The sequence below is a fragment of the Microbacterium sp. T2.11-28 genome (assembly GCF_950097975.1).
Lineage (GTDB): Bacteria > Actinomycetota > Actinomycetes > Actinomycetales > Microbacteriaceae > Microbacterium.
On sequence record NZ_CATNHF010000001.1, the window covers coordinates 19,819 to 39,605 of the forward strand.

General features: G+C 71.6%; 20 protein-coding genes. 5 read left to right on the forward strand and 15 right to left on the reverse strand.

Annotation, left to right across the window (positions count from 1 at the left end; all coding sequences use genetic code 11):
* Positions 1–285: 285 nt before the first annotated feature.
* On the forward strand, positions 286–486 hold the full coding sequence (locus QQZ13_RS00095) for a hypothetical protein (protein WP_284527071.1): 201 nt from the start codon (positions 286–288) through the stop codon (positions 484–486).
* A 392-nt stretch (positions 487–878) separates the two neighbouring features.
* Positions 879–1,685, forward strand: coding sequence for a hypothetical protein (locus QQZ13_RS00100; RefSeq protein ID WP_284527072.1), 807 nt, complete (start codon positions 879–881; stop codon positions 1,683–1,685).
* 158 nt (positions 1,686–1,843) lie between these two features.
* On the opposite strand, the gene QQZ13_RS00105 is transcribed toward QQZ13_RS00100, so the two are convergent.
* From QQZ13_RS00105 to QQZ13_RS00125, 4 genes are all read right to left on the reverse strand, one after another.
* Positions 1,844–2,968, reverse strand: a complete 1,125-nt coding sequence (locus tag QQZ13_RS00105; protein ID WP_284527073.1) for a ScyD/ScyE family protein — start codon at positions 2,966–2,968, stop codon at positions 1,844–1,846.
* 212 nt (positions 2,969–3,180) lie between these two features.
* On the reverse strand, positions 3,181–4,200 hold the full coding sequence (locus tag QQZ13_RS16295; RefSeq protein WP_342395254.1) for a CueP family metal-binding protein: 1,020 nt from the start codon (positions 4,198–4,200) through the stop codon (positions 3,181–3,183).
* 69 nt (positions 4,201–4,269) lie between these two features.
* A complete protein-coding gene (locus QQZ13_RS00120; protein WP_284527074.1) occupies positions 4,270–4,653 on the reverse strand; it encodes a hypothetical protein in 384 nt (127 codons plus the stop codon).
* A gap of 10 nt (positions 4,654–4,663) precedes the next feature.
* Positions 4,664–6,775 (reverse strand): heavy metal translocating P-type ATPase, encoded by a 2,112-nt coding sequence (locus QQZ13_RS00125; RefSeq protein WP_284527076.1) that lies wholly within the window; start codon positions 6,773–6,775, stop codon positions 4,664–4,666.
* 130 nt (positions 6,776–6,905) lie between these two features.
* Here QQZ13_RS00125 and QQZ13_RS00130 point away from each other — a divergent pair, with 130 nt between their 5' ends.
* Entirely contained in the window at positions 6,906–7,733 is an 828-nt protein-coding gene (locus QQZ13_RS00130; RefSeq protein ID WP_284527078.1) for a TrmH family RNA methyltransferase, read from the forward strand.
* A 5-nt stretch (positions 7,734–7,738) separates the two neighbouring features.
* On the opposite strand, the gene QQZ13_RS00135 is transcribed toward QQZ13_RS00130, so the two are convergent.
* The 3 genes from QQZ13_RS00135 to QQZ13_RS00145 are packed head-to-tail and all read right to left on the reverse strand — an operon-like array spanning position 7,739 to position 9,725.
* On the reverse strand, positions 7,739–8,434 hold the full coding sequence (locus QQZ13_RS00135) for a hypothetical protein (protein WP_284527079.1): 696 nt from the start codon (positions 8,432–8,434) through the stop codon (positions 7,739–7,741).
* Entirely contained in the window at positions 8,431–9,333 is a 903-nt protein-coding gene (locus QQZ13_RS00140; RefSeq protein WP_284527080.1) for an SRPBCC family protein, read from the reverse strand. Before QQZ13_RS00140 ends, QQZ13_RS00135 begins: the two co-directional genes overlap by 4 nt.
* Complete coding sequence (locus tag QQZ13_RS00145; RefSeq protein ID WP_284527081.1) at positions 9,330–9,725, reverse strand: helix-turn-helix transcriptional regulator; 396 nt, start codon at positions 9,723–9,725, stop codon at positions 9,330–9,332. Before QQZ13_RS00145 ends, QQZ13_RS00140 begins: the two co-directional genes overlap by 4 nt.
* A gap of 61 nt (positions 9,726–9,786) precedes the next feature.
* Between QQZ13_RS00145 and QQZ13_RS00150 the strand changes: the two genes are divergently transcribed.
* Positions 9,787–10,443, forward strand: a complete 657-nt coding sequence (locus tag QQZ13_RS00150) for a DUF2087 domain-containing protein (RefSeq protein WP_284527083.1) — start codon at positions 9,787–9,789, stop codon at positions 10,441–10,443.
* 4 nt (positions 10,444–10,447) lie between these two features.
* On the opposite strand, the gene QQZ13_RS00155 is transcribed toward QQZ13_RS00150, so the two are convergent.
* From QQZ13_RS00155 to QQZ13_RS00165, 3 genes are all read right to left on the reverse strand, one after another.
* Positions 10,448–11,686, reverse strand: a complete 1,239-nt coding sequence (locus QQZ13_RS00155) for an RNA polymerase sigma factor (RefSeq protein ID WP_284527084.1) — start codon at positions 11,684–11,686, stop codon at positions 10,448–10,450.
* Entirely contained in the window at positions 11,686–12,108 is a 423-nt protein-coding gene (locus QQZ13_RS00160) for a YciI family protein (protein WP_284527085.1), read from the reverse strand. Before QQZ13_RS00160 ends, QQZ13_RS00155 begins: the two co-directional genes overlap by 1 nt.
* A 100-nt stretch (positions 12,109–12,208) precedes the next feature.
* Positions 12,209–12,952, reverse strand: coding sequence for an SUMF1/EgtB/PvdO family nonheme iron enzyme (locus QQZ13_RS00165; RefSeq protein ID WP_284527086.1), 744 nt, complete (start codon positions 12,950–12,952; stop codon positions 12,209–12,211).
* A 33-nt stretch (positions 12,953–12,985) separates the two neighbouring features.
* On the opposite strand from QQZ13_RS00165, the gene QQZ13_RS00170 reads away from it, so the two are divergent.
* Positions 12,986–14,320: a nitrate/nitrite transporter gene (locus QQZ13_RS00170; RefSeq protein WP_284527087.1), complete on the forward strand. Its 1,335-nt coding sequence runs from the start codon at positions 12,986–12,988 to the stop codon at positions 14,318–14,320.
* A gap of 8 nt (positions 14,321–14,328) precedes the next feature.
* Here QQZ13_RS00170 and QQZ13_RS00175 read toward each other — a convergent pair whose 3' ends face one another.
* The 5 genes from QQZ13_RS00175 to QQZ13_RS00195 all read right to left on the reverse strand — a co-directional run bounded on the left by QQZ13_RS00175 (position 14,329) and on the right by QQZ13_RS00195 (position 19,761).
* Complete coding sequence (locus QQZ13_RS00175; RefSeq protein ID WP_284527088.1) at positions 14,329–14,586, reverse strand: DUF6458 family protein; 258 nt, start codon at positions 14,584–14,586, stop codon at positions 14,329–14,331.
* An 88-nt stretch (positions 14,587–14,674) separates the two neighbouring features.
* Complete coding sequence (locus QQZ13_RS00180; RefSeq protein WP_284527090.1) at positions 14,675–15,433, reverse strand: SGNH/GDSL hydrolase family protein; 759 nt, start codon at positions 15,431–15,433, stop codon at positions 14,675–14,677.
* A 35-nt stretch (positions 15,434–15,468) separates the two neighbouring features.
* A complete protein-coding gene (locus tag QQZ13_RS00185; RefSeq protein ID WP_284527092.1) occupies positions 15,469–16,866 on the reverse strand; it encodes an MFS transporter in 1,398 nt (465 codons plus the stop codon).
* Positions 16,867–16,900: 34 nt separating this feature from the next.
* Positions 16,901–17,932, reverse strand: coding sequence for an LLM class flavin-dependent oxidoreductase (locus QQZ13_RS00190; RefSeq protein WP_284527094.1), 1,032 nt, complete (start codon positions 17,930–17,932; stop codon positions 16,901–16,903).
* Between the two features lie 137 nt (positions 17,933–18,069).
* Positions 18,070–19,761, reverse strand: a complete 1,692-nt coding sequence (locus tag QQZ13_RS00195; RefSeq protein ID WP_284527096.1) for a DUF885 domain-containing protein — start codon at positions 19,759–19,761, stop codon at positions 18,070–18,072.
* Between the last annotated feature and the right edge of the window lie 26 nt (positions 19,762–19,787).

Sequence of the window (19,787 nt, forward strand, 5' to 3'; positions counted from 1 at the left end):
CCGATCTCGTCGGCGGTGAGGGAGACGGGGAGGGGTCGCACCAGGACCTCGTTCCCGGCTTCCGGTGTGAGGTCGGTCGTGTCGCCAGGTGACCTATGCGTGGAGCGATTGCCTCAGCGGTACACCGAGCACCGCTCCCCCGAGAGCCCAGTCAGCTCAGCTACGAGCTATGGGCCAAGCGATCAGAGCAGTCCCGAGTCGCGAGCATCCCTGACGACAACTCGACCAGCAGAGAGAATCAGTTCCCCCGCCGAGGCAGCACGAGCGAAGCTCAAGGACCGCATCGTGCAGCTCGAGGAAGAGCAGCGGCAGCTCACGGCTCAGTACAAGCGTGACGTGCGGGTGGTGGACGCGGCCTCGGCCGAGCAGCGCGCCTGTGATGCGCAACCGGCCGCAGTGCGCGTCGCTGACGATCAGGCCCGTGCGCAGCACGCGCGCGGGACCGTGGGTATATCGCCGGCGCTCCGCTCGACGCTCGATCGGTAGCTGGTTGGCGCTAGTGCGGACCGACTTCCGGGCGCATGACGCGCGTTCATCGACGTGGTGCCGTAGCGCTCAGTCACCAACCTCCCGACCGACACCTCCCCCATCGCCGCACGTCGACCGTTGCGTTCCACGCTGTCAGTCGGACCGTTACCGTTTTGGTTCTTCCTCTTGCAGACGCCGGGGCCTACTTTCTGGCTATGGAGGAGCGGTAAATGCCCAACCTCACACGAAGCCGCGTCCTCACGACTCTCACCGTGCTTGCACTGACCGCACTTATGGCGGGCTGCTCGAGCCCTGGTGCTCTGCCGAACAACGCGGGCGCGAAGGAGCTAGGGCGGGCGTTCAGCGTGTGCCCCGGGGGTGCCGGGGAGGGTGCGTTCGCGCTGGAGACGGTGGCCGCGACAACGGAGTGGGTTGCCGTGGCGGCGCTCGACACTGACCAGCGCCCGGCGGAGGGAGAAGACAAGACGACCGACGTGAAGGTGCGCACCGTCGACGGCGGGGAGGAGAAGGTCCGGCTCCACTCCTCGTTCTGGCCCGGGATCGAGTGGGCCTTCGCCCACAACGCGACCGTCTGGCTGGCGATGGCCGACCCCGAGCTGTGGATCCCGAACACTGTCGACTACGTCATGATCGTGACCGAGGCCCGGCAGGTCTTCTTCCCGGGCGACTGCCTCGACGAAGTGCTCCGCGTGCCGCTCCGGGAGGCGCTCGGAACCGAGGCCAACGCGGTGCTGGCGGGTCTGCCGGAGGTCGCTCCCGGCGAGGCACGAGCGTATCTGGGGATCGAGAAGCCCGCGGAACCGGAACCCGACCCCGATAGGACCATCCTCAACCCCGACGACGTCGACGCATCGGTCTTGGACCCGCTCACCCCGATCGGCGTGAACATCACCACCGCGGGGGCCATCGGAGATGGCATCACGTTCACCATCTGCACCCGCATCCCCGCCGGGTGGAACGACTGCATCATGGCGGACGAACGCGCGACCGAAGGGTGGAACATCAGCGCGTACGTCGACGACACGGGTGAGCTCGAGTTCTGGCTGCTCGACGCGGACGCGAACGTATCCAAGCCCATCGGAAAGCTCGGCCAGGTCTCCACCGGCGGCAAGGGCATAAAGGTCCTCGTCGACACGTCAGGCGTCACCGCCGACGGCACGATCCGAAGCCAGGACCTCGTCCAGCTCGTCGAGTAGTCGCCCGCGCGCCGAGGACGGGGCACCCGTCTGGTGCCCGCTGGGACGACAGCGACTGACGCCTCCGCCGGCGTCTCGCCCGCGCTCCCCTGCGGACTCCGAGGTGAGGGGCGCTGCACGGCGCGCAGACACGCCGTGCAGCGCCTCTAATGACGCGGTCAGTGGCGGAACGACCACTTGTGCCATGCGCCCTTGACGATCTCCACGATCGTGCCCGGCACCTGCGGTGCGGACGGATCGAGCGCGATCGTCGTCCCCGCCCACAGCGATCCGTCGCGACCGGACTCGACCGCGACGACGTTGGCCAGATCGAGGTAGTGCGACTTCTTGCCGTGCGTCACCTTCGTGATCTTCCCGGCGAAGTACTCGGCGACATAGATCTCCCCGCGCTTTCCGAGCGCGAGGTTGGTCGCTCCCGCGAAGCCGTCGGCGAGCCTGGTGATCTTGCCGGTCCACGGGTTGAGCTTCCACAGCGCGCCGCGCGCGCCGAATGCCGGGGTCTCCGGTCCCCCGGGCAGCGTCGTGATGTACAGCATCCCGCCCGGTCCCACCTCGACATCCGTGGGCACGGCCTCGAACCGGTACGTGACGCCGATGACGCAGTCGGGCAGCCCGACGGCCGCCGCCATCTCTGCCGTGATCGTCGCCGGCTGTGCGGGAAGGACGGCGAGCGTGCGGATACCGCCGCGCTTGTCGACGGACAGCAGGGCGTTCGCCCCGGCGTCGGCGACGACCCACCGCTTGCCCCACTGCGCGACAGAGTACGCGTGAGAGTCGACGACGCCCGTGTAGCTGACGGGGAACCCCGCCGCCGTGAGCGCGTCGGCGACGCACGGACTCGGATCGGCCACTCCGTAGGCGGTGTCGCCGTCGGGGTTCTGAGCCGTCTCGTACGCGAGCGTGTCGGCGTACACCTTGGAGCCGCGCGGCCCCCACAGGTTGAGCCCGCTCTCGGTGATCGCGCCCTGCCCGCCTTCGGTGGTCGTGAACGCGAGGGTCTTCCCGTCGCGTGAGAGCTCGACGCCGGCGGCGCCGGGTGCGCTGCTCGCGACCGGCTTCAGCGCACCGTCCCTCGACAGTGTGCCGACGACGTTCGCGAACCCGTCCGCCACGTAGACCCGCTTCCCGGCGAGGTCGATGTTGAACGGGGCGACGACCTCCGTGGACCGGACCTCCGGGTCCGGAGCCGGCCGATGCTTCTGGCCGGCTGACGCCATGGCTGGCGTGGCGAGGACGAGCCCGAGCGCGGCAATGCCGGCCACGAGCATGCGAGTACTTCTCATGACACCTCCGAATCCGGCCCGGCGGCGTCGCCGGGCTATGGGCTCCGGGCGGAAGCGGCTCCCCTCAGCTGCCGTCCGGCGTCGAACACGAGCCGTGCCACGACGACGTGTCGGCGACGCGGGGCGACCCGGCGCTCATGATGGTCCTCCCCCCGCGGCGCGTCAAGAGGGGTGGTCGCGGGGCGAACGCGTCCGTCCGCCCCGCGCACCGTCTACGACAGCCGGAGGTCGGTGAGGCAGGTCGGGTCGTCCGCTCCTGTGGACACGTCCGCCACCACGGACATGCCGTCGTACTCGACGGTCAGCGTCCCCTCGGTGCCCCGCGGCAGCCACAGGCCGATGAACCCGTTGTCGTTGCTCGTGAGCACCTCGTCCACGATCACGGCGCCGCCCGCATCCGTGAGGGTGACGGCCATCTCCGTGTTCCGCAGCTCCCCCACGCACGTCGTGAGACTGTGGAAGTAGCACTCATGGGTCTGGTCGACGTACGGCGCGAACGAGAGGTAGAAGTCCTCCCCCAGCGGAACGGACCGCTCCTGCCCGTCGGCGCTGGTGAAGAGGACCTCACCCGGGCGGACGGAGGCGATCAGATCCGCGGATCGTCCGTCGAGCGGGGTCTTCTCCAGCCGATCGATCGCCTCCTCGACTGTCAGTCCCCCGAGTCCGTAGCTCGCCAGCGGATCGAGGAGCTCGCGCATGGTCGCGATCTCCTCGGTCTGTGCGTCGACGATCGCCTCGGCCATCTCGAGGGCGGCGGGGAACCGCCCCTCCTCCAGCTCGGTCTGCGCCATGTCGATCGCGCCTTCGTGGTGGACGATCATCTGCTCGAGATACAGCCGGGAGATCTCGTCCTGGCCGGCCGCCTCCAGCTCGTCCATGTCCGACTCCGACATCATGCCGTCGCCGTGGTCCATGTCGTGCATGAGGTCGGACGAGGGATCGGCTCCCCAGTCCTCCAGCCAGCCGCGGAGCGTCTCGATCTCGGGGCCCTGCGCGTCCTTGATCTGCTGGGCGAGCATCGCTACCTCGGGGTCGACCTCGCCCGCGGCGAGGACGAGGTCGCTCATCTCGATGGCCTGTTCGTGGTGCGGGATCATCATGGTGGCGAACATCACGTCCGCGTCGTTGTGTGCGGCGTCGGCCGCAGGGGTGTCGGCGCCCGCGCACCCGGCGAGGAGCAGAAGTGCGGTGAGGGCGGATGAGGTGGTCAGAAGCGCGCGCGTCGTGCGCATGAGGTGTCTCCAAAAGTCGATCGGTCGATGGGTGTGAGTGGGCCGGGGCGGCAGAGCGCCCGCGGAGACTCACGTCCGACTGATGGAGAGCTCGACGAGGTCGGGCGCCGCGGGGCTCGCGACCGCACGTGGGGGGATCGCCCGGAGAAGCAGCACGTCGGCTGTCGGCAGGGCCCAGGCGCACGCCACGGGCGGGAGAGGCGATCCGAGGGCGGGAAGCACGGTCATCCCGCAGCCGGCGCCCATCCCGGCGTGCGGGACGGGCGCTTCGTCGGCGCACCCCGGGCAGTCGTGGATCGTCACGACCGGCGCGTCGTGGTGCGCGTGATCGGCTGCCGCCACCGGCGTGGCGTGCATCGCCGCGAAGCCTGTGACGATGAGCAGCATGAGCACCCAGCGCCACACACCCGCCCCGGTGGTCGGGGCGGGTGAGGCGGTGGGTGCCGTGATCATGTGATGGCGCTCAGGAGTCGAGCACGGCGCGCGTGCCGGCTTCGGGGCTGAGATCGATGCGCCGGAGCAGCTGAGCGTTCAGCGCGACCACGACGGTGGACAGCGACATCAGGATCGCCCCCACGGACATGGGGAGGACGAAGCCGAACGGCGCGAGGACGCCCGCGGCGAGCGGGACGGAGATGAGGTTGTAGCCCGCGGCCCACCACAGGTTCTGCGTCATCTTGCGGTAGGCGGCGCGCGAGAGCTGGATGACCGAGAGCACCGACCGAGGGTCGGAACTGGCGAGGATGACACCGGCGGAGGCGATCGCGACGTCGGTGCCCGCGCCGATCGCGATCCCGACGTCCGCCTGCGCGAGCGCCGGCGCATCGTTCACCCCGTCGCCGACCATCGCCACCTTGCGACCCTCCCGCTGGAGCTCGGCGATCGCGCCGGACTTCTCCTCCGGCCGGACCTCCGCGAAGACGCGGTCGATGCCGAGCTCCTGACCGACGGCGTGGGCCACCGAGTGCGCGTCGCCGGTGATCATCACCACCTGCACACCGAGCCGGTGGAGGGCCGCCACGGCGTCCCGGGACTCCGGGCGCACTTCGTCGGCGAGCTTGAGGCCGCCGACGACCTTCCCCTCGCGGGTGACGTGGAGGATGATGGCGCCGTCCGCGCGCCACGCGTCGGCCTGGTCGACCTCTCGGCCGCCGACCTCGTCGAGCAGCCGGGGGCCGCCCACGCGGATCTCCGCGCCGTTCACGGAGGCGGTGACGCCGATCGACGGCGACGAGGAGAAGCCGCTCGCGGGGGGCACGTCGAGTCCCTTCCGCTGAGCCGCGCGCACGATCGCCTTCGCGAGGGGATGCTCGCTGTCCCTCTCGGCGGCGGCCGCCAGCGCGAGCACGGTGTCCGCATCGAGCTCGCCGGACGTTCGCACCGCGACCACGGTTGGCTCCCCCGTGGTCAGCGTGCCGGTCTTGTCGAAGAGCACGGTGTCGACGGTGCGCATGCTCTCGAGCGCCAGCCTGTCCTTCACCAGCACGCCGCCCCGGGCCGCGCGCTCGGTCGCGATCGACACGACGAGGGGGATGGCGAGGCCGAGCGCGTGCGGGCACGCGATGACCAGCACGGTGATCGTGCGGACGACCGCCTCATCGGGCAATCCGAGCACGCTCCAGGCGATGGCGGTGAGCGCGGCCGCGATCAGCGCGAACCAGAACAGGAGCGCGGCGGCGCGATCGGCGATGCGCTGCGCGCGGCTGGAGGAGTTCTGCGCATCGGCGACCAGTCGCTGGATGCCGGCGAGCGTCGTCTGGTCCCCCGTGGCGGTGACCTCGACCCGCAGTCCCGAGTCGGTCGCCACGGTGCCCGCGGTCACCCGGTCGCCGGCGCCTCGGGCGACCGGCCGCGACTCGCCGGTGATCATCGACTCGTCCAGGTGCGCGCGTCCGTCGACGATGCGACCGTCCGCGGGGATGCTCCCTCCGGGACGGACGACGACCACATCGCCCACGCGCAGATCGCCGGGGGCCACGGGGACGAGTGCGTCGCCCTCGACCCGCTCGGCCTCGTCGGGCAGTAGCGCCGCAAGCGTATCGAGGGCGGAGCGGGTCTGGGCCAGCGATCGCATCTCGATCCAGTGCCCGAGGAGCATGATCACGATCAGCAGCGCCAGCTCCCACCAGAACTCGAGCTCGTGATGGAGGACGCCCAGCGATGCCCCCCACGACGCGACGAAGGCCACGGTGATCGCCAGCCCGATGAGCAGCATCATGCCGGGCCGGCGCGACCGCGCCTCGCTGACCGCGCCGGTGAGGAACGGCGACCCGCCCCACACGTACATGACCGTCCCGAGCACTGGCGCGACCCAGCGGGCCCACCCGGGCACCTCGTACCCGAAGATCATCGCGAACATCGGCGACAGCAGAACGACGGGCACGGCGAGGATGAGGTTGATCCAGAACAGCCGGCGGAACCTGCCGACGTGGTCGCCGTGTCCGGCGTGGTCGCCGTGTCCGGCGTGGTCGCCGTGTCCCGCGTGGTCTGCGTGTGCGGCGTGGTCGCCGTGGTCGCCGTGGTCTGAGTGTCCCGCGTGATCCGGCTCGGCGTGGTGGTCGTGTGTCGTCGACATCATGATTCCCTTCGGGAGCGTCTGCTTCCCCGAGCAGAACCATAATACCCCCCGGGGGTATTCCCCACCAGGGGTCGCCGGGAGATCTCCCCCGGCGTCTCCGCTGGCGTCGCGGGATTAGAGTGGCGGGATGTCGCCTCAGCGGATCACCACGCGCAACTCCCGGTTCCAGGTGTGGCAGGCGCTGCTCGGCAACCGCTCCAAGAGGCACAAGCTGGGCGCCTTCGTCGTTCAGGGAGTGCGCCCGCTGAGCCTGGCCGTGTCGCGCGGGTGGACCATCGAGGCGCTGCTGTACGACCCGGATCGGCGCGCCTCGGCGTGGGCTGCCGACGTGCTCGCGACGGCACCGGGCGAGCGCTTCGCCCTCTCCCCCGAGCTCCTCGGCGAGCTCGGCGAGAAGGACGACGACGTCCCCGAACTCGTCGCGATCGTGGCGATCCCCGATGACGATCTCGCACGGGTGCCGGTGGCCGACGACTTCCTGGGTGTGCTGTTCGACCGCCCCAGCAGCCCCGGGAACCTCGGCTCGATCATCCGGTCCGCCGATGCGTTCGGCGCGGCGGGCGTGGTGGTGACAGGCCACGCCGCCGACCCGTACGACCCGGCGGCGGTCCGGGCGAGCACGGGCTCGCTCTTCGGGATCCCGACGGTGCGGGTACCCTCACCCCGCGAGGTGCTCGCGTGGGTCGAGGCGCCGCGAGCAGCCGGCATCCCGCTGCAGCTGGTCGCCACCGACGAGGATGGCGACGCCGATGTGTTCGACATCGACCTGACGGCGCCCACGCTCCTGCTGATCGGGAACGAGACCGCCGGCCTGAGCGCGGCGTGGCGCGAGGCGGCCGACCGCACGGTGCGCATCCCGATCACGGGGTCGGCGAGCTCGCTCAACGCCGCGAACGCCGCGAGCATCGTCCTGTACGAAGCGGCTCGCCAGCGCCTGGCCCGCGCCGCCGGCTGAGCGGCTCATCCGAGCCGGAACATGCGGATGTGCCGGTGTCCGTGGCGGAACGACCGCGTCGCGGCGGGGAGCGGGCGCAGGTCGTCGCGGGCGGTGGTGCTGAACACCACTACCGCGCCGCGCGGAAGGACGCCGCCGAGCGTCTCGAGCGCGCGGCGCGCCGGGGCCTCCGACGCCGACGCCCAGCCGGTCTGCTGTCCGTACGGCAGATCGGTGAGGACGACGTCGATGCCGTCGAGGTCGAGGGCGGCCAGCGACGCGGCGTCCGTGACGTCCGCGGGGGCGACCTCGACGCGGAGGCCGTTCGAGCGACCGGGAATCGCCAGGAGCCGGTCCGCGGACGCCAGGCGGCGAGGATCGGCTTCCCGCTCGGCGAGTTCCCGGCGGCGCGCGACGAGCCCCGTCGCCGAGGCGAGTGCGAGGTTCCTCTCGGCGAGCTGCAGGGCATCGTGGTCGACATCGGTCGCCAGCACGCGGGTCAGAGACGAGGGGCGCAGCAGCGCCACCGTGGCGACCATGCCCCCCGCGCCGCACAGCGGATCCCACAGTCCCACGCGGTCCTTGCCCGTCATGGCCTGCGCCCGGGCGAACAGCTCCAGCGCGAGGCGCGACGGGAACCCCGGATGGCCCGGGGCCGAGTGGAGCACCACGCCGCCGCCGACATCCTCGTAGGACGCGTCGGGGGCGTGCTCGAACTTCACGCTGCTCCCCCGTCGTCGACCGCACGGCGCAGCGCGCCGAAGACGAACTCCCATCCCTGCCGGTAGCTCTCCGCGGGGGCGTCGTCGCTCCACGGTCCGGTGTGGCGCAGCCTGACCCGGCAGCCGCCTCCGACGCGGAGCAGCTCCAGGTCGCACGCCTCGTCGACGCTCTGGCCGTCGGCGTCGGACCAGCGCCAGGTGAAGGCGAGGTGCGAGGGGGCCTCCACGGCGAGGTACCGGCCTTCGACGACGATGCCGGCGCCGGGCGCGGCGAAGCGGTAGGAGCCCCCGGGCCGCACGTCGGCAGCGATCTCGACGTCGTCCCAGTGGTTCCACCACCAGCGGCGGAGTCCCGAGGCGGACGCGAAAGCAGGCCACACCTCTTCGGGGGTGCGCGGAAGGTCGATCTCGATCTCCAGCGGCCGCGCGGTCATGCCGGCCCAGGCGCTCGTCGCGGGCGCTGGCTGCTCGCCGCCGAACAGCGCGACCAGGGCCCCGAGATGCTGTTCCCAGCCTCCCCCGTAGTCCGCGGCGTGGTCGGGTTCGCCCAGTCGGTGCTCGAGGGTGAGGAACGTCCCCCCGCCGTCGGCGCGGAGTGTCACCGCGACGACACTCGGCTCCTCGGTGTCCCACTCCCAGTCGAGGAGGAGAGTCTCGGGCGGGACGCAGCTCCTCACCCGCGCCTCGGCAGGACTGTCGGGGGCGTCCGCGACACGGACGGTGACACGATCGGGGTCGAGGGCGTCCCGCTCGACCGCTCCCAGCCAGCGGGTCAGCCGGACGGGATCGGTGAGGGCGTCCCACACGTCGCGAGGCGGCGCGGCGTAGCGGCGGGCCAGGGTGACGACGGGGCGCTCCCGGCTCCCCGTCAGGCTGCGGGAGAACGGCTCCAGGGTCATCGCGGGCCTCCAGGTGCGTGTTCCGGACGGGCGAGAGGGGCACCGGGGTCGCCACCGTGGTCGCCGGGGGCGGCCTCGTGGCGCCCGCGGTGCAGTTCGGTCTCGAGGGCGTCGAGTCGCTGCGTCCAGCGCGCACGCTGGCGCTCCACCCACGCGGCGGCGTCGTCGAGGGCCTCGGCGCGCAGTGCGTACAGGCGCCGGGCGCCGTCCGGGCGCACCGTGGCGAAGCCGCCCTCCCGCAGTACCCGCAGCTGATTGGAGACCGCCGGCTGGGAGATGCCGAATTCACCGCGGATCACCTCGGTGATCTCCCCCGACGCGCACTCCCCCTCGGCGAGGAGCTCGACGATCCGCCGGCGGACCGGGTCGCCCAGCAGGTCGAAAGCGTTCATCACTCACTTATATCAGCACATAGTGATGCATGCAAGCAGCGAGAGGCGGAACAATGGGCGGATGGGTCGCTCGCGCATCCGGATCGAACTCGTCCCCGACGGCGAGGACTCCGCCGACGCGCGGGCCTGGCGCCTCGAGACGGACGGGCGCGACGTCGGCCGCCTGCGGGCGGCCCGGGCAGACGGCGACGTGAGCATCCACGTCGAGGTCGCTCCGGACGCGCGGCGGCGCGGGGTGGCCCGCGTCGCGGTCGGCCGGGTGCTCGGGATGGCGCCGTGGGGTGCGGAGGTCCGCTACGTCGCCGTCCTCGCTCCGGACGACCTCGCCGGCGCCGCGCTCGCTCGAGCCCTCGGCTTCCGCGAGACCGATGTCCCGCAGGGCGCCGCCGCAGACGACGCGGACGACCGAGCCGGGCGCCGGCTCTGGGTGCGGTCGGCGCCGCGGCCGCGCGCCGCCGCCGATGACATCGCACGGTTCCTCGACGCGTCGGGAAGGATCGACCGTTACCCCCTGCGCGCGGCCGACCGAGGGGAGCTCCTGCAGTGGGTGGCCGCGCGGGCGCTCCCGGCCGGTGTCGTGCTCGCCGAGAGGCGCGTCAACGAGCTGCTGGCCCCGTACGCCCCCGGTGAGGATGTCGCGGCCCTGCGCCGGCATCTCGTCGACCACGGCCTCGTGGACCGGACGGCATCCGGATCGGAGTACGTCCGCACGGTGTGAGCGGTCAGCCGAGTGCGGCGGCCTTCGATTCCAGCACCCGCCGCTGCGCCTCGTTGGAGGTCGCCTCGGCCGCACGGACGAACTCGGCACGCGCCTCCTCTCGCCGTCCCAGTCGCGCCAGCAGCTCGCCCCGCACGCCCGGAAGAAGCGGCGACCCGTTCAGCCTTCCGCCCGACGCGATCTCATCGACGATCCGCAGGGCGGTCGCCGGACCGGTCGCCATCGACACCGCGACCGCGCGATTGAGCTCGACGACCGGGCTCGGGGCGATCCGCCCGAGCGCCTCGTAGAGCACGACGATCCCGTCCCAGTCGGTGTCGTCGATGTGCGCGGCGACGCTGTGGCACTCGGCGATGGCCGCCTGCAGCGCATACGACCCTCGCGCGCGCCCGGATGCCGCCGCGTCGGCGCGACGGAGTGCCGCGCGCCCCCGGGCGATCTGAGCCCGGTCCCACCGTGACCGGTCCTGGTCGGCGAGCAGCACCGGTTCGCCCGCCGCGTCCTCGCGAGACGCGAAGCGCGAGCGCTGGAACTCCATCAGCGCCACGAGGGCGTGCGGCTCGGGCTCGCGGGGAAGCAGTCCGCTGAGCACGCGGCCCAGCCGCAGGGCCTCGTCGGCGAGGTCGGGCCGCATCCACCTCGCGCCGGTGGTCGCCGCGTAGCCCTCCGTGAAGATGAGGTAGACGACGCCCAGGACCCCCGACAGCCGATCGCGCCACTCGGACGGATCGGGCGTCTCGAACGGGACCCGTGCCGCGGCGAGGGTCTTCTTCGCCCGCGTGATGCGCGCCTGCACGGTGGCGACGGGCACGAGGAGCATCCGCGCCACCTCGGTCGTCGTCAGCCCGCCGACGATCCGCAGGGTGAGGGCCACCTGCGATTCCCGCGACAGGGACGGATGGCACGCGGTGAAGACGAGCCGGAGGAGGTCGTCGTCGATCGGCTCCCACGCGTCCTCCCCCGCTTCGCTCAGGTCGTGCGCGAGGAGGCGGTGGCGTTCGTCGAGTCGTTCGCGACGCCGCCACGCGTCGATCGCCCGTCGCTTCGCGGTCGCCGTGAGCCAGGCCCCGGTGTTCGCGGGGATCCCGTGCGCCGGCCACGACACGAGGGCCTCTGCCAGCGCCTCCTGCGCGACGTCCTCCGCCTGGCCGAGATCCCCCGTCATCTTCGCGAGTGACGCGACGATGCGGGGGCCCTCGATCCGCCAGACGGCCTCGATCGCGCGGTGGGCGTCGAGCGACATCAGACCGTGCCGAGCTGTTCGCGCCAGCCGGCCTCCTTCTGGACGTACTCGTTGTCGGCGAAGTCCGCGAAGTCGGACTCATCCGTGATGCGGCGCACCTCGAGGGTGTTCCCCGGGCCGAGCGGGCAGCGCTTGGCCCACTCGACGGCCTCCTCCGCGGTCGCCGTCTCGAGGATCCAGAAGCCGTTGAACAGCTCGTGCACCTCGCCGTAGGGGCCGTCGGTGACCAGCGGCGGCTCGTCGGCGGAGAACGTCACGAGATAGCCGGCCTCCGGCGCGAGACCGTCGCCCCCCGCCAGCACACCGGCCTTGATGAGCGACTCGTTGTAGGCGCCCATCGCGTTGATCACCGCCTCGAAGTCCATCTCCTTCGACGCCTCGAGGGCCTCGGCGGTGGTCCGCATGATCAGCATGTGCTTCATCTGTTCGTCTCCTTCGTCGGGGGCGCTGTCTGCACCCTCCCACTATGACGTCGAACGGCGAACGGCGAAATCGACATCGCCGATGACGACGTCCCCGACCTCACCGCAGCGGCGTCCACCCCGACGGAAGGGGACCCGCGGGATCGCCGCGCTCGCGGTCGGCTTCCGCAGACCACCCCTGCGCCGCGCCGGGGCGGCCGACAGGCCCGCGGGCGAGCCGGACACCCACATCGTCGTGCTGCATGCGCGGCGCTCCGCCGCGCCTGGTCCCCGCGCGCACACTCCATGCGTCATCGGCGAACCCGCCGCCCCGGAACACGCGGTACTCGCCGTAGCGCGCGGGATCGAGGAGATCCCAGCACCACTCCCACACGTTCCCGAGCGTGTCGAACAGGCCGTGGAGGTTGGGAAGCTTCCCGCCCACCTCCTGCGGGGAGCTCACCCCGTCGGCGCTCGTCCAGGCGATCTCGGCGAGCGGCCCGTAGTGCGGCCCGGTGGATCCGGCGCGGCACGCGAACTCCCACTCCGCCTCGGTCGGCAGCCGGAAGCCGTCGGCGTCGACATGCCAGGCGACCTCCTCGCCGTCGAACGTGTAGGCGGGGTCCAGGCCCTCCCATTCGGACGCCGCGTTGCACAGCCTCACGGCGCGCAGCCACGAGACATCGGTCGCGGGGCGGCGCGGGTGGACCGCCGTCTCCCCCAGGAGCTCCGCGAGCTGCTCCTGCGTGACGGCGAACACCCCGATCTCGAACGGCTCGAGCTCCACCGTACGCCGCAGCCGACGACGGGCGTCGTGGAGCTCGACGCGACCCGCCGGGAGCGGGGCCATCTCGATGTCGGTCACCGGGGAACTCTAGCGCTCGCTAACGTGGATCACGTGACCGCCGCCTCCCCCTCCGCAGCCGGCTCGGGGGCCCGGGCGGGGGCGCGGGCCTGGATCATCTGGACGGTCGGCGTCGCCGCGTACGTCCTCGCCATCACCAACCGCACGTCGCTGGCGGCGGTCGGCGTCGACGCGGCCGAGCGGTTCCAGGCCGACGCCGCCACGCTCTCCCTGTTCGCCGTGGTCCAGCTGGCGATGTACGGCGGCATGCAGATCCCCGTCGGAGTGCTCCTGGACAAGTACGGCGCCCGGCCGGTGATGACGATCGGCATGGTGCTGATGGCCGTCGGGCAGCTCACCATGGCGCTTTCGCCGAGCGTCGGCGTCGCCATCCTCGCGCGCGTGCTGCTGGGCGCCGGCGATGCGGCCGTCTTCCCGGGCGTTCTGCGGCTCATCGCGCTGTGGTTCCCCGCGCAGCGCGCGCCGGTCATGGTGCAGCTGACCGGCATCGTCGGTCAGGGCGGCCAGCTCGTCGCTCTGATCCCGCTCGCCGCCCTCCTCCACGCCACGTCGTGGACGATCGCCTTCGGGAGCATCGCGGGGCTGGGCGTGCTGTTCGCCGTGCTGGTGGCCCTCCTCATCCGCAACCGACCGCCCGACCTGGGCGCCGACGTGTCCGTCGACACCGACACGGGCGCGATCCGCGTCGTGACCTCGTCGGTCGACACCGGTGTGGGGATCCGGGCGGCGTGGGCGCACCCCGGGACCCGCCTCGCGTTCTGGTCCCACTTCACGTCGCCCTTCGCGGGAACGGCGTTCATCCTGCTGTGGGGCATGCCGTTCCTCACGGCGGGCGAGGGCCTCAGCAAGCCGGCCGCATCGGCGATCGTGTCGACCTATGTGGTCGTCGGGATGGTCGTGGGGCCTGTGATGGGCGACCTGTCACGGCGCATCCCGCATCTGCGCTCGCGAGTGCTCGTGCTGCCCTCGATCGGCGTGCAGCTCGTGGCCTGGGTCGCGGTGATCGCGTGGCCGGGCCCGGCACCGCTGTGGCTGCTCTACGCGCTCGCCGTGGCGCTGGCCATGGGCGGTCCCGCGTCGATGATCGCGTTCGACCATGCGCGCACGCACAACCCGGCGCACCGGCTGAGCACGGCGACGGGGGTCACCAACGCCGGGGGGTTCCTGGCGGCGCTGCTGGCGATCCTGATGATCGGGCTCGCCCTCGACCTGCAGGGCGCGGGAACGCCGGCGACCTACACGCTCGACGCGTTCCGGCTGGCCTTCCTGACCCAGGTGCCGCTCTGGGTGATCGGATCGGCGTTCATCGTCGTCGAGCGGCGGCGCACCCGGATCCATATCGGTATGGACCCGCCGCGCCGCCGCTGACGATCGATTCAGACGACGGGGTCTCCCGACGTGCTCGACTCGGTGCGGGTGACGCGCTCGCCGGCGACGGGGTCGACGGTGCGGGTCACGGACTCGGTGGAACGGCGGCGGACCATGAGGACGATTCCGATGAGGAAGACGAGGAAACCCGCTCCCATCAGTATGTAGCCGATCATGTCGAGGTTGACGAATTCGACGTCCACGTTCACGGCGAAGACGAGAATCGCGCCGATGACGAAGAGGGCGATGCCTGCTCCGATACTCATGTGACACTCCATTCGGGTCGGTGTGAGCCCATCATGGCGGCGCGCCCGCCCGTCGCGGCAGGGGCTTGCACGTGCGCCCGGAGAGGCGCTATGCGGGGACGACCTCCGACCAGGCGGCGAATTTGGGGTCGCGGCCGTCGCCCGACGACGTCCCGGTCAGGCGGCGCCGCACCCACGGCCCCAGGTGATCGCGCATGTACTCCCCCCGCGCGAGGCGCACGGCCTCCGGGAGCAGCGGCTGCGACCACCATCCCTCGGGCACCTGCTCGCCGAGGGCGTCCAGCACGCGGGCGGCCACGCGGTGGTGGCCACGGCTGTTCATGTGCAGTCGATCCTCCGACCAGTACGAGGGGTCCGACAGCTCGGCATCCGGCCAGTTGAGGGCGCGGACGACATCGTCGCGCTCCCTCAGCCGCTGCACGACGGCCGCCGACATCAGATCGCCACGTCGCTGGATCACGCGGCTGAGGGGAAGCTGGCCCGACGGGTTCGCGCCGGACAGGAGGATGAGCGTCACGCCCTCCTCGTCGCAGCGTCGCAGCACGTGACTGAAGGCGTCGGCGATGTGGGAGATCGAGGTGCGCGGTCGCAGCATGTCGTTGCCGCCGCCGTTGAACGAGAGGTGGGTGGGTCCGAGCGCAAGAGCGCGCTCCAGCTGCTCGCGGACGATCGGCCACACGAGCTTCCCGCGGATCGCCAGGTTGGCATAGGAGATCGGCTCGCCGCGCGATGCCGCCCAGCCCTGGGCGACGAGGTCTGCCCAGCCGCGCACGGTGCCGTCGGGAAGCTCGTCGCCGACGCCTTCGGTGAACGAGTCGCCGATCGCGACGAAGCGCACGGATGCCATGCTCTCCAGCATACGGACCCGTCGAGGGCGGTCGGTCAGCGGTCGTCGAGCGCCACTCCGCGCGCTTCGCGCAGACCCCAGACCGCAGCCGCGGCGACGGCGAAGAAGACGGCGAACACCACGAACAGCAGCGGCGCCCCGCCGAGCGCGAGCAGCGGAGGCACGCTCAAGGGGGCCACGATCGAGGCGATCCGACCCACGCCCGCCGCCCAGCCTGCGCCCGTGGCCCGCAGCGACGTGGGATACACCTCGGGGGTCACGGCATACAGCGCGCCCCACGCGCCGAGCGTGAAGAACGAGAGCGCCATGCCCGCACCGATGACCGCCGCCTCCCCCGTCGCCGTGCCGAAGAGGACGGCGGCTGCGACCGACCCCGCGAGGAACACCGAGAGCGTGACGCGGCGCCCCCACACCTCGATGAGCCACGCCGCCACCGCGTATCCGGGCAGCTGGGCGAGCGTGATGATCAGCGTGAACCCGAAGGACTTCACGAGGTCGTAGCCCTGGGCGAACAGGATCGTCGGGATCCAGATGAACGCCCCGTAGTAGGCGAAGTTGAGGCAGAACCAGACGACCCACAGGCACGCGGTCCGCAGGCGGAACTCCGCTGCCCACAGCGCGGCGAGGCGCTCGCGGGTGGTCGCCGCTGTCGGCGCGACCCCCGATGCCGCCCCCGATGCCGCCGCCGGTGCCGACGCGGTGGTCGTGCGCGTCGGTGCGGCGCCGGTCCCCTCGAACCGCGACACGACGGCATCCGCCTCCACGTGACGCCCCTGGCGGGCGAGCCAGCGTGCCGACTCCGGCAGGCCCCACCGCACGACCAGGGCGTACACGGCCGGGATCGCCCCGATGGCGAAGGCCCACCGCCAGCCGTCGTCGCCCAGCGGGATGACGAAATAGCCGATGAGGGCGGCAGCCGTCCAGCCCACCGCCCAGAACGCCTCGAGCAGGACGATCAACCGGCCGCGCATGCGGGTCGGCGCGAACTCGCTGACGTAGGTGCTCGCGACGGGCAGTTCCGCTCCGAGGCCGAGACCCACGAGGAATCGCAGGACGAGCAGCACCGCGAGCCCGCCGACGAGGGCGCTCGCCCCCGTGGCGACGCCGTAGACCAAGAGGGTGATCGCGAACACCGACCGCCGGCCGAGCCGGTCGGCCAGCAGCCCTCCGACGCTGGCGCCGACCGCCATGCCGGCGAAGCCCGCCGAGGCGATCCACGAGGCCTCCGTGCCGGTGAGATCCCACTGCACGACGAGGGCCGTGATGACGAAGGAGACGAGCCCCACGTCCATCGCGTCCAGCGCCCAGCCGAGCCCGGACCCCGTCAGCACGCGCAGATGCGCGCGTCGGAAGGACAGTCCGTCCAGCCGGGTGGCGACGTCGGCCGGGGTGCCGCGGGTGACGAGAGTGCCGGGTTCGGCGGAATCGGTCATACCGAGAATGCTACGGATGCCGGAGCGGCCGTGGTCACTCCGCGAGCAGTTCGGCCACGCGCGGCGCCACCTGCGTGCCGTAGAGCTCGATCGAGTGCATCATGCGCGCGTGCGAGAGCGTGCCGTTGGAGTACTTGAGATCGAACCGGTCGGCGCCGAGCGTGCGCACGGTGTCGGCGATCTTCTGCGCCACCCGCTCCGGCGAGCCGGCGTACACCGAGCCCTCCGGACCCACGTCGTGCTGGAACTGCAGACGGCTGTAGGGCGGCCAGCCCCGCTCCGCGCCGATGGCGTTGCGGTTGGCCTCCATCGCGGGGTAGAGCTCCTCCCAGGCCTGTTCGTCGGTGTCGGCGATGTGCCCCGGCGAGTGGATCCCGATGGGGAGGCGGTCTCGCCCGAAGGAGTCCAGCGAGCGGTGGAAGAGGTCGACGTAAGGACGGAACCGGCCGGGGGCGCCGCCGATGATCGCGAGCATGAGGCCGTACCCGTACCGTGCCGTGCGCACCACCGACTCGGGCGAGCCTCCGACGCCGACCCAGGCGGTGAGGCCGCCCTCGGTCTTGGGGAAGACGTCCGCCTCGTGCAGCGGGGCGCGGGTGGTGCCCTGCCAGGTGACCGGCTTCTCTGCCATGAGCTCGGCGAACAGCTCCAGCTTCTCCTCGAACAGGACCTCGTAGTCCTTCAGGTCGTAGCCGAACAGCGGGAACGACTCGATGAAGGAGCCCCGTCCCAGGATCACCTCGGCGCGGCCGCGGGAGACGGCGTCAAGGGTCGCGAACCGCTCGTAGACGCGCACGGGGTCGTCGCTGGACAGGACGGTCACCGCCGTGCCCAGACGGATGTCGCTCGTGCGGGCCGCAGCGGCGGCGAGGACGATCTCCGGGCTGGACACCGCGAACTCGTGCCGGTGGTGCTCCCCCACGCCGAAGAAGTGCAGTCCCACCTGATCCGCGAGGACCGCCTGGTCGACGGTGTCGCGGATCGCCTGCGCGTCGGACACGCGCTCGCCGTCCTCACCGTGTGTGACGTCGCCGAATGTGTCGAGTCCGAGATGCACCGTGCTCATCGCTGTCGTCCTTCTGCCGTGATCTGTATGCCGGTGAATGGAACGACGCCGGATCCGCGAGCATTCCCGCGGATCCGGCGCCGTTGCGGTCTGACACGGTGAGCCCGAGGGCCCTTCGGCTCGTCAGCCCTGTGTTCTCACGCCTGGGCGAGCGCCATCCGGAGCGTGTCCAGGCCCACACCGCCCAGGCGCAGCGCCCGCATGTGGAAGCGCTTGATGTCGAACGCGTCGCCCTCGCGCTCGGCGACGTCGTCGCGGATCTGCTCCCAGATGCGCTGCCCGACCTTGTACGACGGCGCCTGTCCCGGCCAGCCCAGGTAGCGATTGACCTCGAACTGGATGAACTCGTCCGACATGTTGACGTTGCGGCGCATGAACTCCAGCGCGAAGTCCGCGTCCCAGTTCCCCGCCCCGTCCGGACGGGGCTTCTCGAGGTGCACGCCGATGTCGAGCACGACACGCGCCGCGCGCATGCGCTGACCGTCGAGCATGCCGAGCCGGTCGGCGGGGTCGTCCAGGTAGCCCAGCTGCTCCATGAGGCGCTCGGCGTAGAGGGCCCAGCCCTCGGCGTGGCCGCTGGAACCGGCGAGCAGGCGGCGCCACGAGTTGAGCTCCGAGCGGTTGTAGACCGCCTGGGCGATCTGCAGGTGGTGCCCCGGAACGCCCTCGTGGTACACCGTGGTCAGCTCGCGCCAGGTGTCGAACGAGGTCACACCCTCGGGCACGGACCACCACATGCGTCCCGGGCGCGAGAAGTCGTCGGTGGGCCCGGTGTAGTAGATGCCGCCCTCGTTGGTGGGGGCGATCATGCACTGCAGGTGGGTGATGGGCTCGGGGATGTCGAAGTGCGTCTTGCCGAGCTCCGCCACGGCGCGGTCGCTCGTCTCCTGCATCCACTTCTGCAGCGCGTCGGTGCCGTGGAGCTTGCGCGACTCGTCGCCCTCGAGGAAGGCGACGGCCTCCTCGACACTGGCGCCGGCCTTGATCTCCCGTGCGATCGACTCCTGCTCGGCGACCATGCGCGCGAGCTCCTCCAGGCCCCATTCGTAGGTCTCGTCGAGGTCGATGACGGCGCCGAGGAAGCGGCGGGAGTGGAGGGCGTACAGCTCGCGGCCGACCGCGTCCTTCTCGGACGCCTCGGGGGCGAGCTCGGTCGCGAGGAACGACGCGAGCTCGTCGTACGAGACGCGCGCCGCGTTGGCGTTGTCGGTGAGGTCGCGCGCCAGCGACGCCGGGAGGTTGCCCTCGGCGGGCGCGGCTTCGCCGGCGAAGGTCGCGAAGAAGCCGTTGTCGGCGGTGTAGCGGGCGATCTGCGTGACGACCTCGGTCACCTGGCGACGCGCGGGGACGACGCCCTCGGCGATCCCGGCGCGAAGGGTCTCGATGTAGCCGTGGATCGCGGCGGGCACGGCGCCCAGTCGGGCCGAGACGACCGACCAGTCCTCGACGGTGTCGGTGGGCATGAGGTCGAACGTGCTCCGGATCTCCTGCGCCGGCGAGGCGATCACGTTCACGTCGCGCAGATGCGCCTTCGCCTCGTGGAGGTCGATCATGAGCTGCAGGTCGCCGGCCAGGTCGGCCTTGGTGACGACGTCGACCTGGTCCACCGGCTCGGCGGACTGCAGAGCGGCCAGCGTCGCCCGCGCGGCCTCGTAGCCGCGCTCCGCTCCGGCGGGAGACAGGTCGTCCAGCCGGTCGTTGTACTCGAACCGGCCGATGTAGGTCGCGAGGCCGGGCGAGAGCTCGGCGGCGGTGTCGACCCAGGCGTCGGCGATCGCGTCGATCGGGGTGGGGGTGCGCTCTTCTGAAGCGCGCTGTGCGTCAGTCATCCTCCGAGCCTAGCCCGGTGACGACA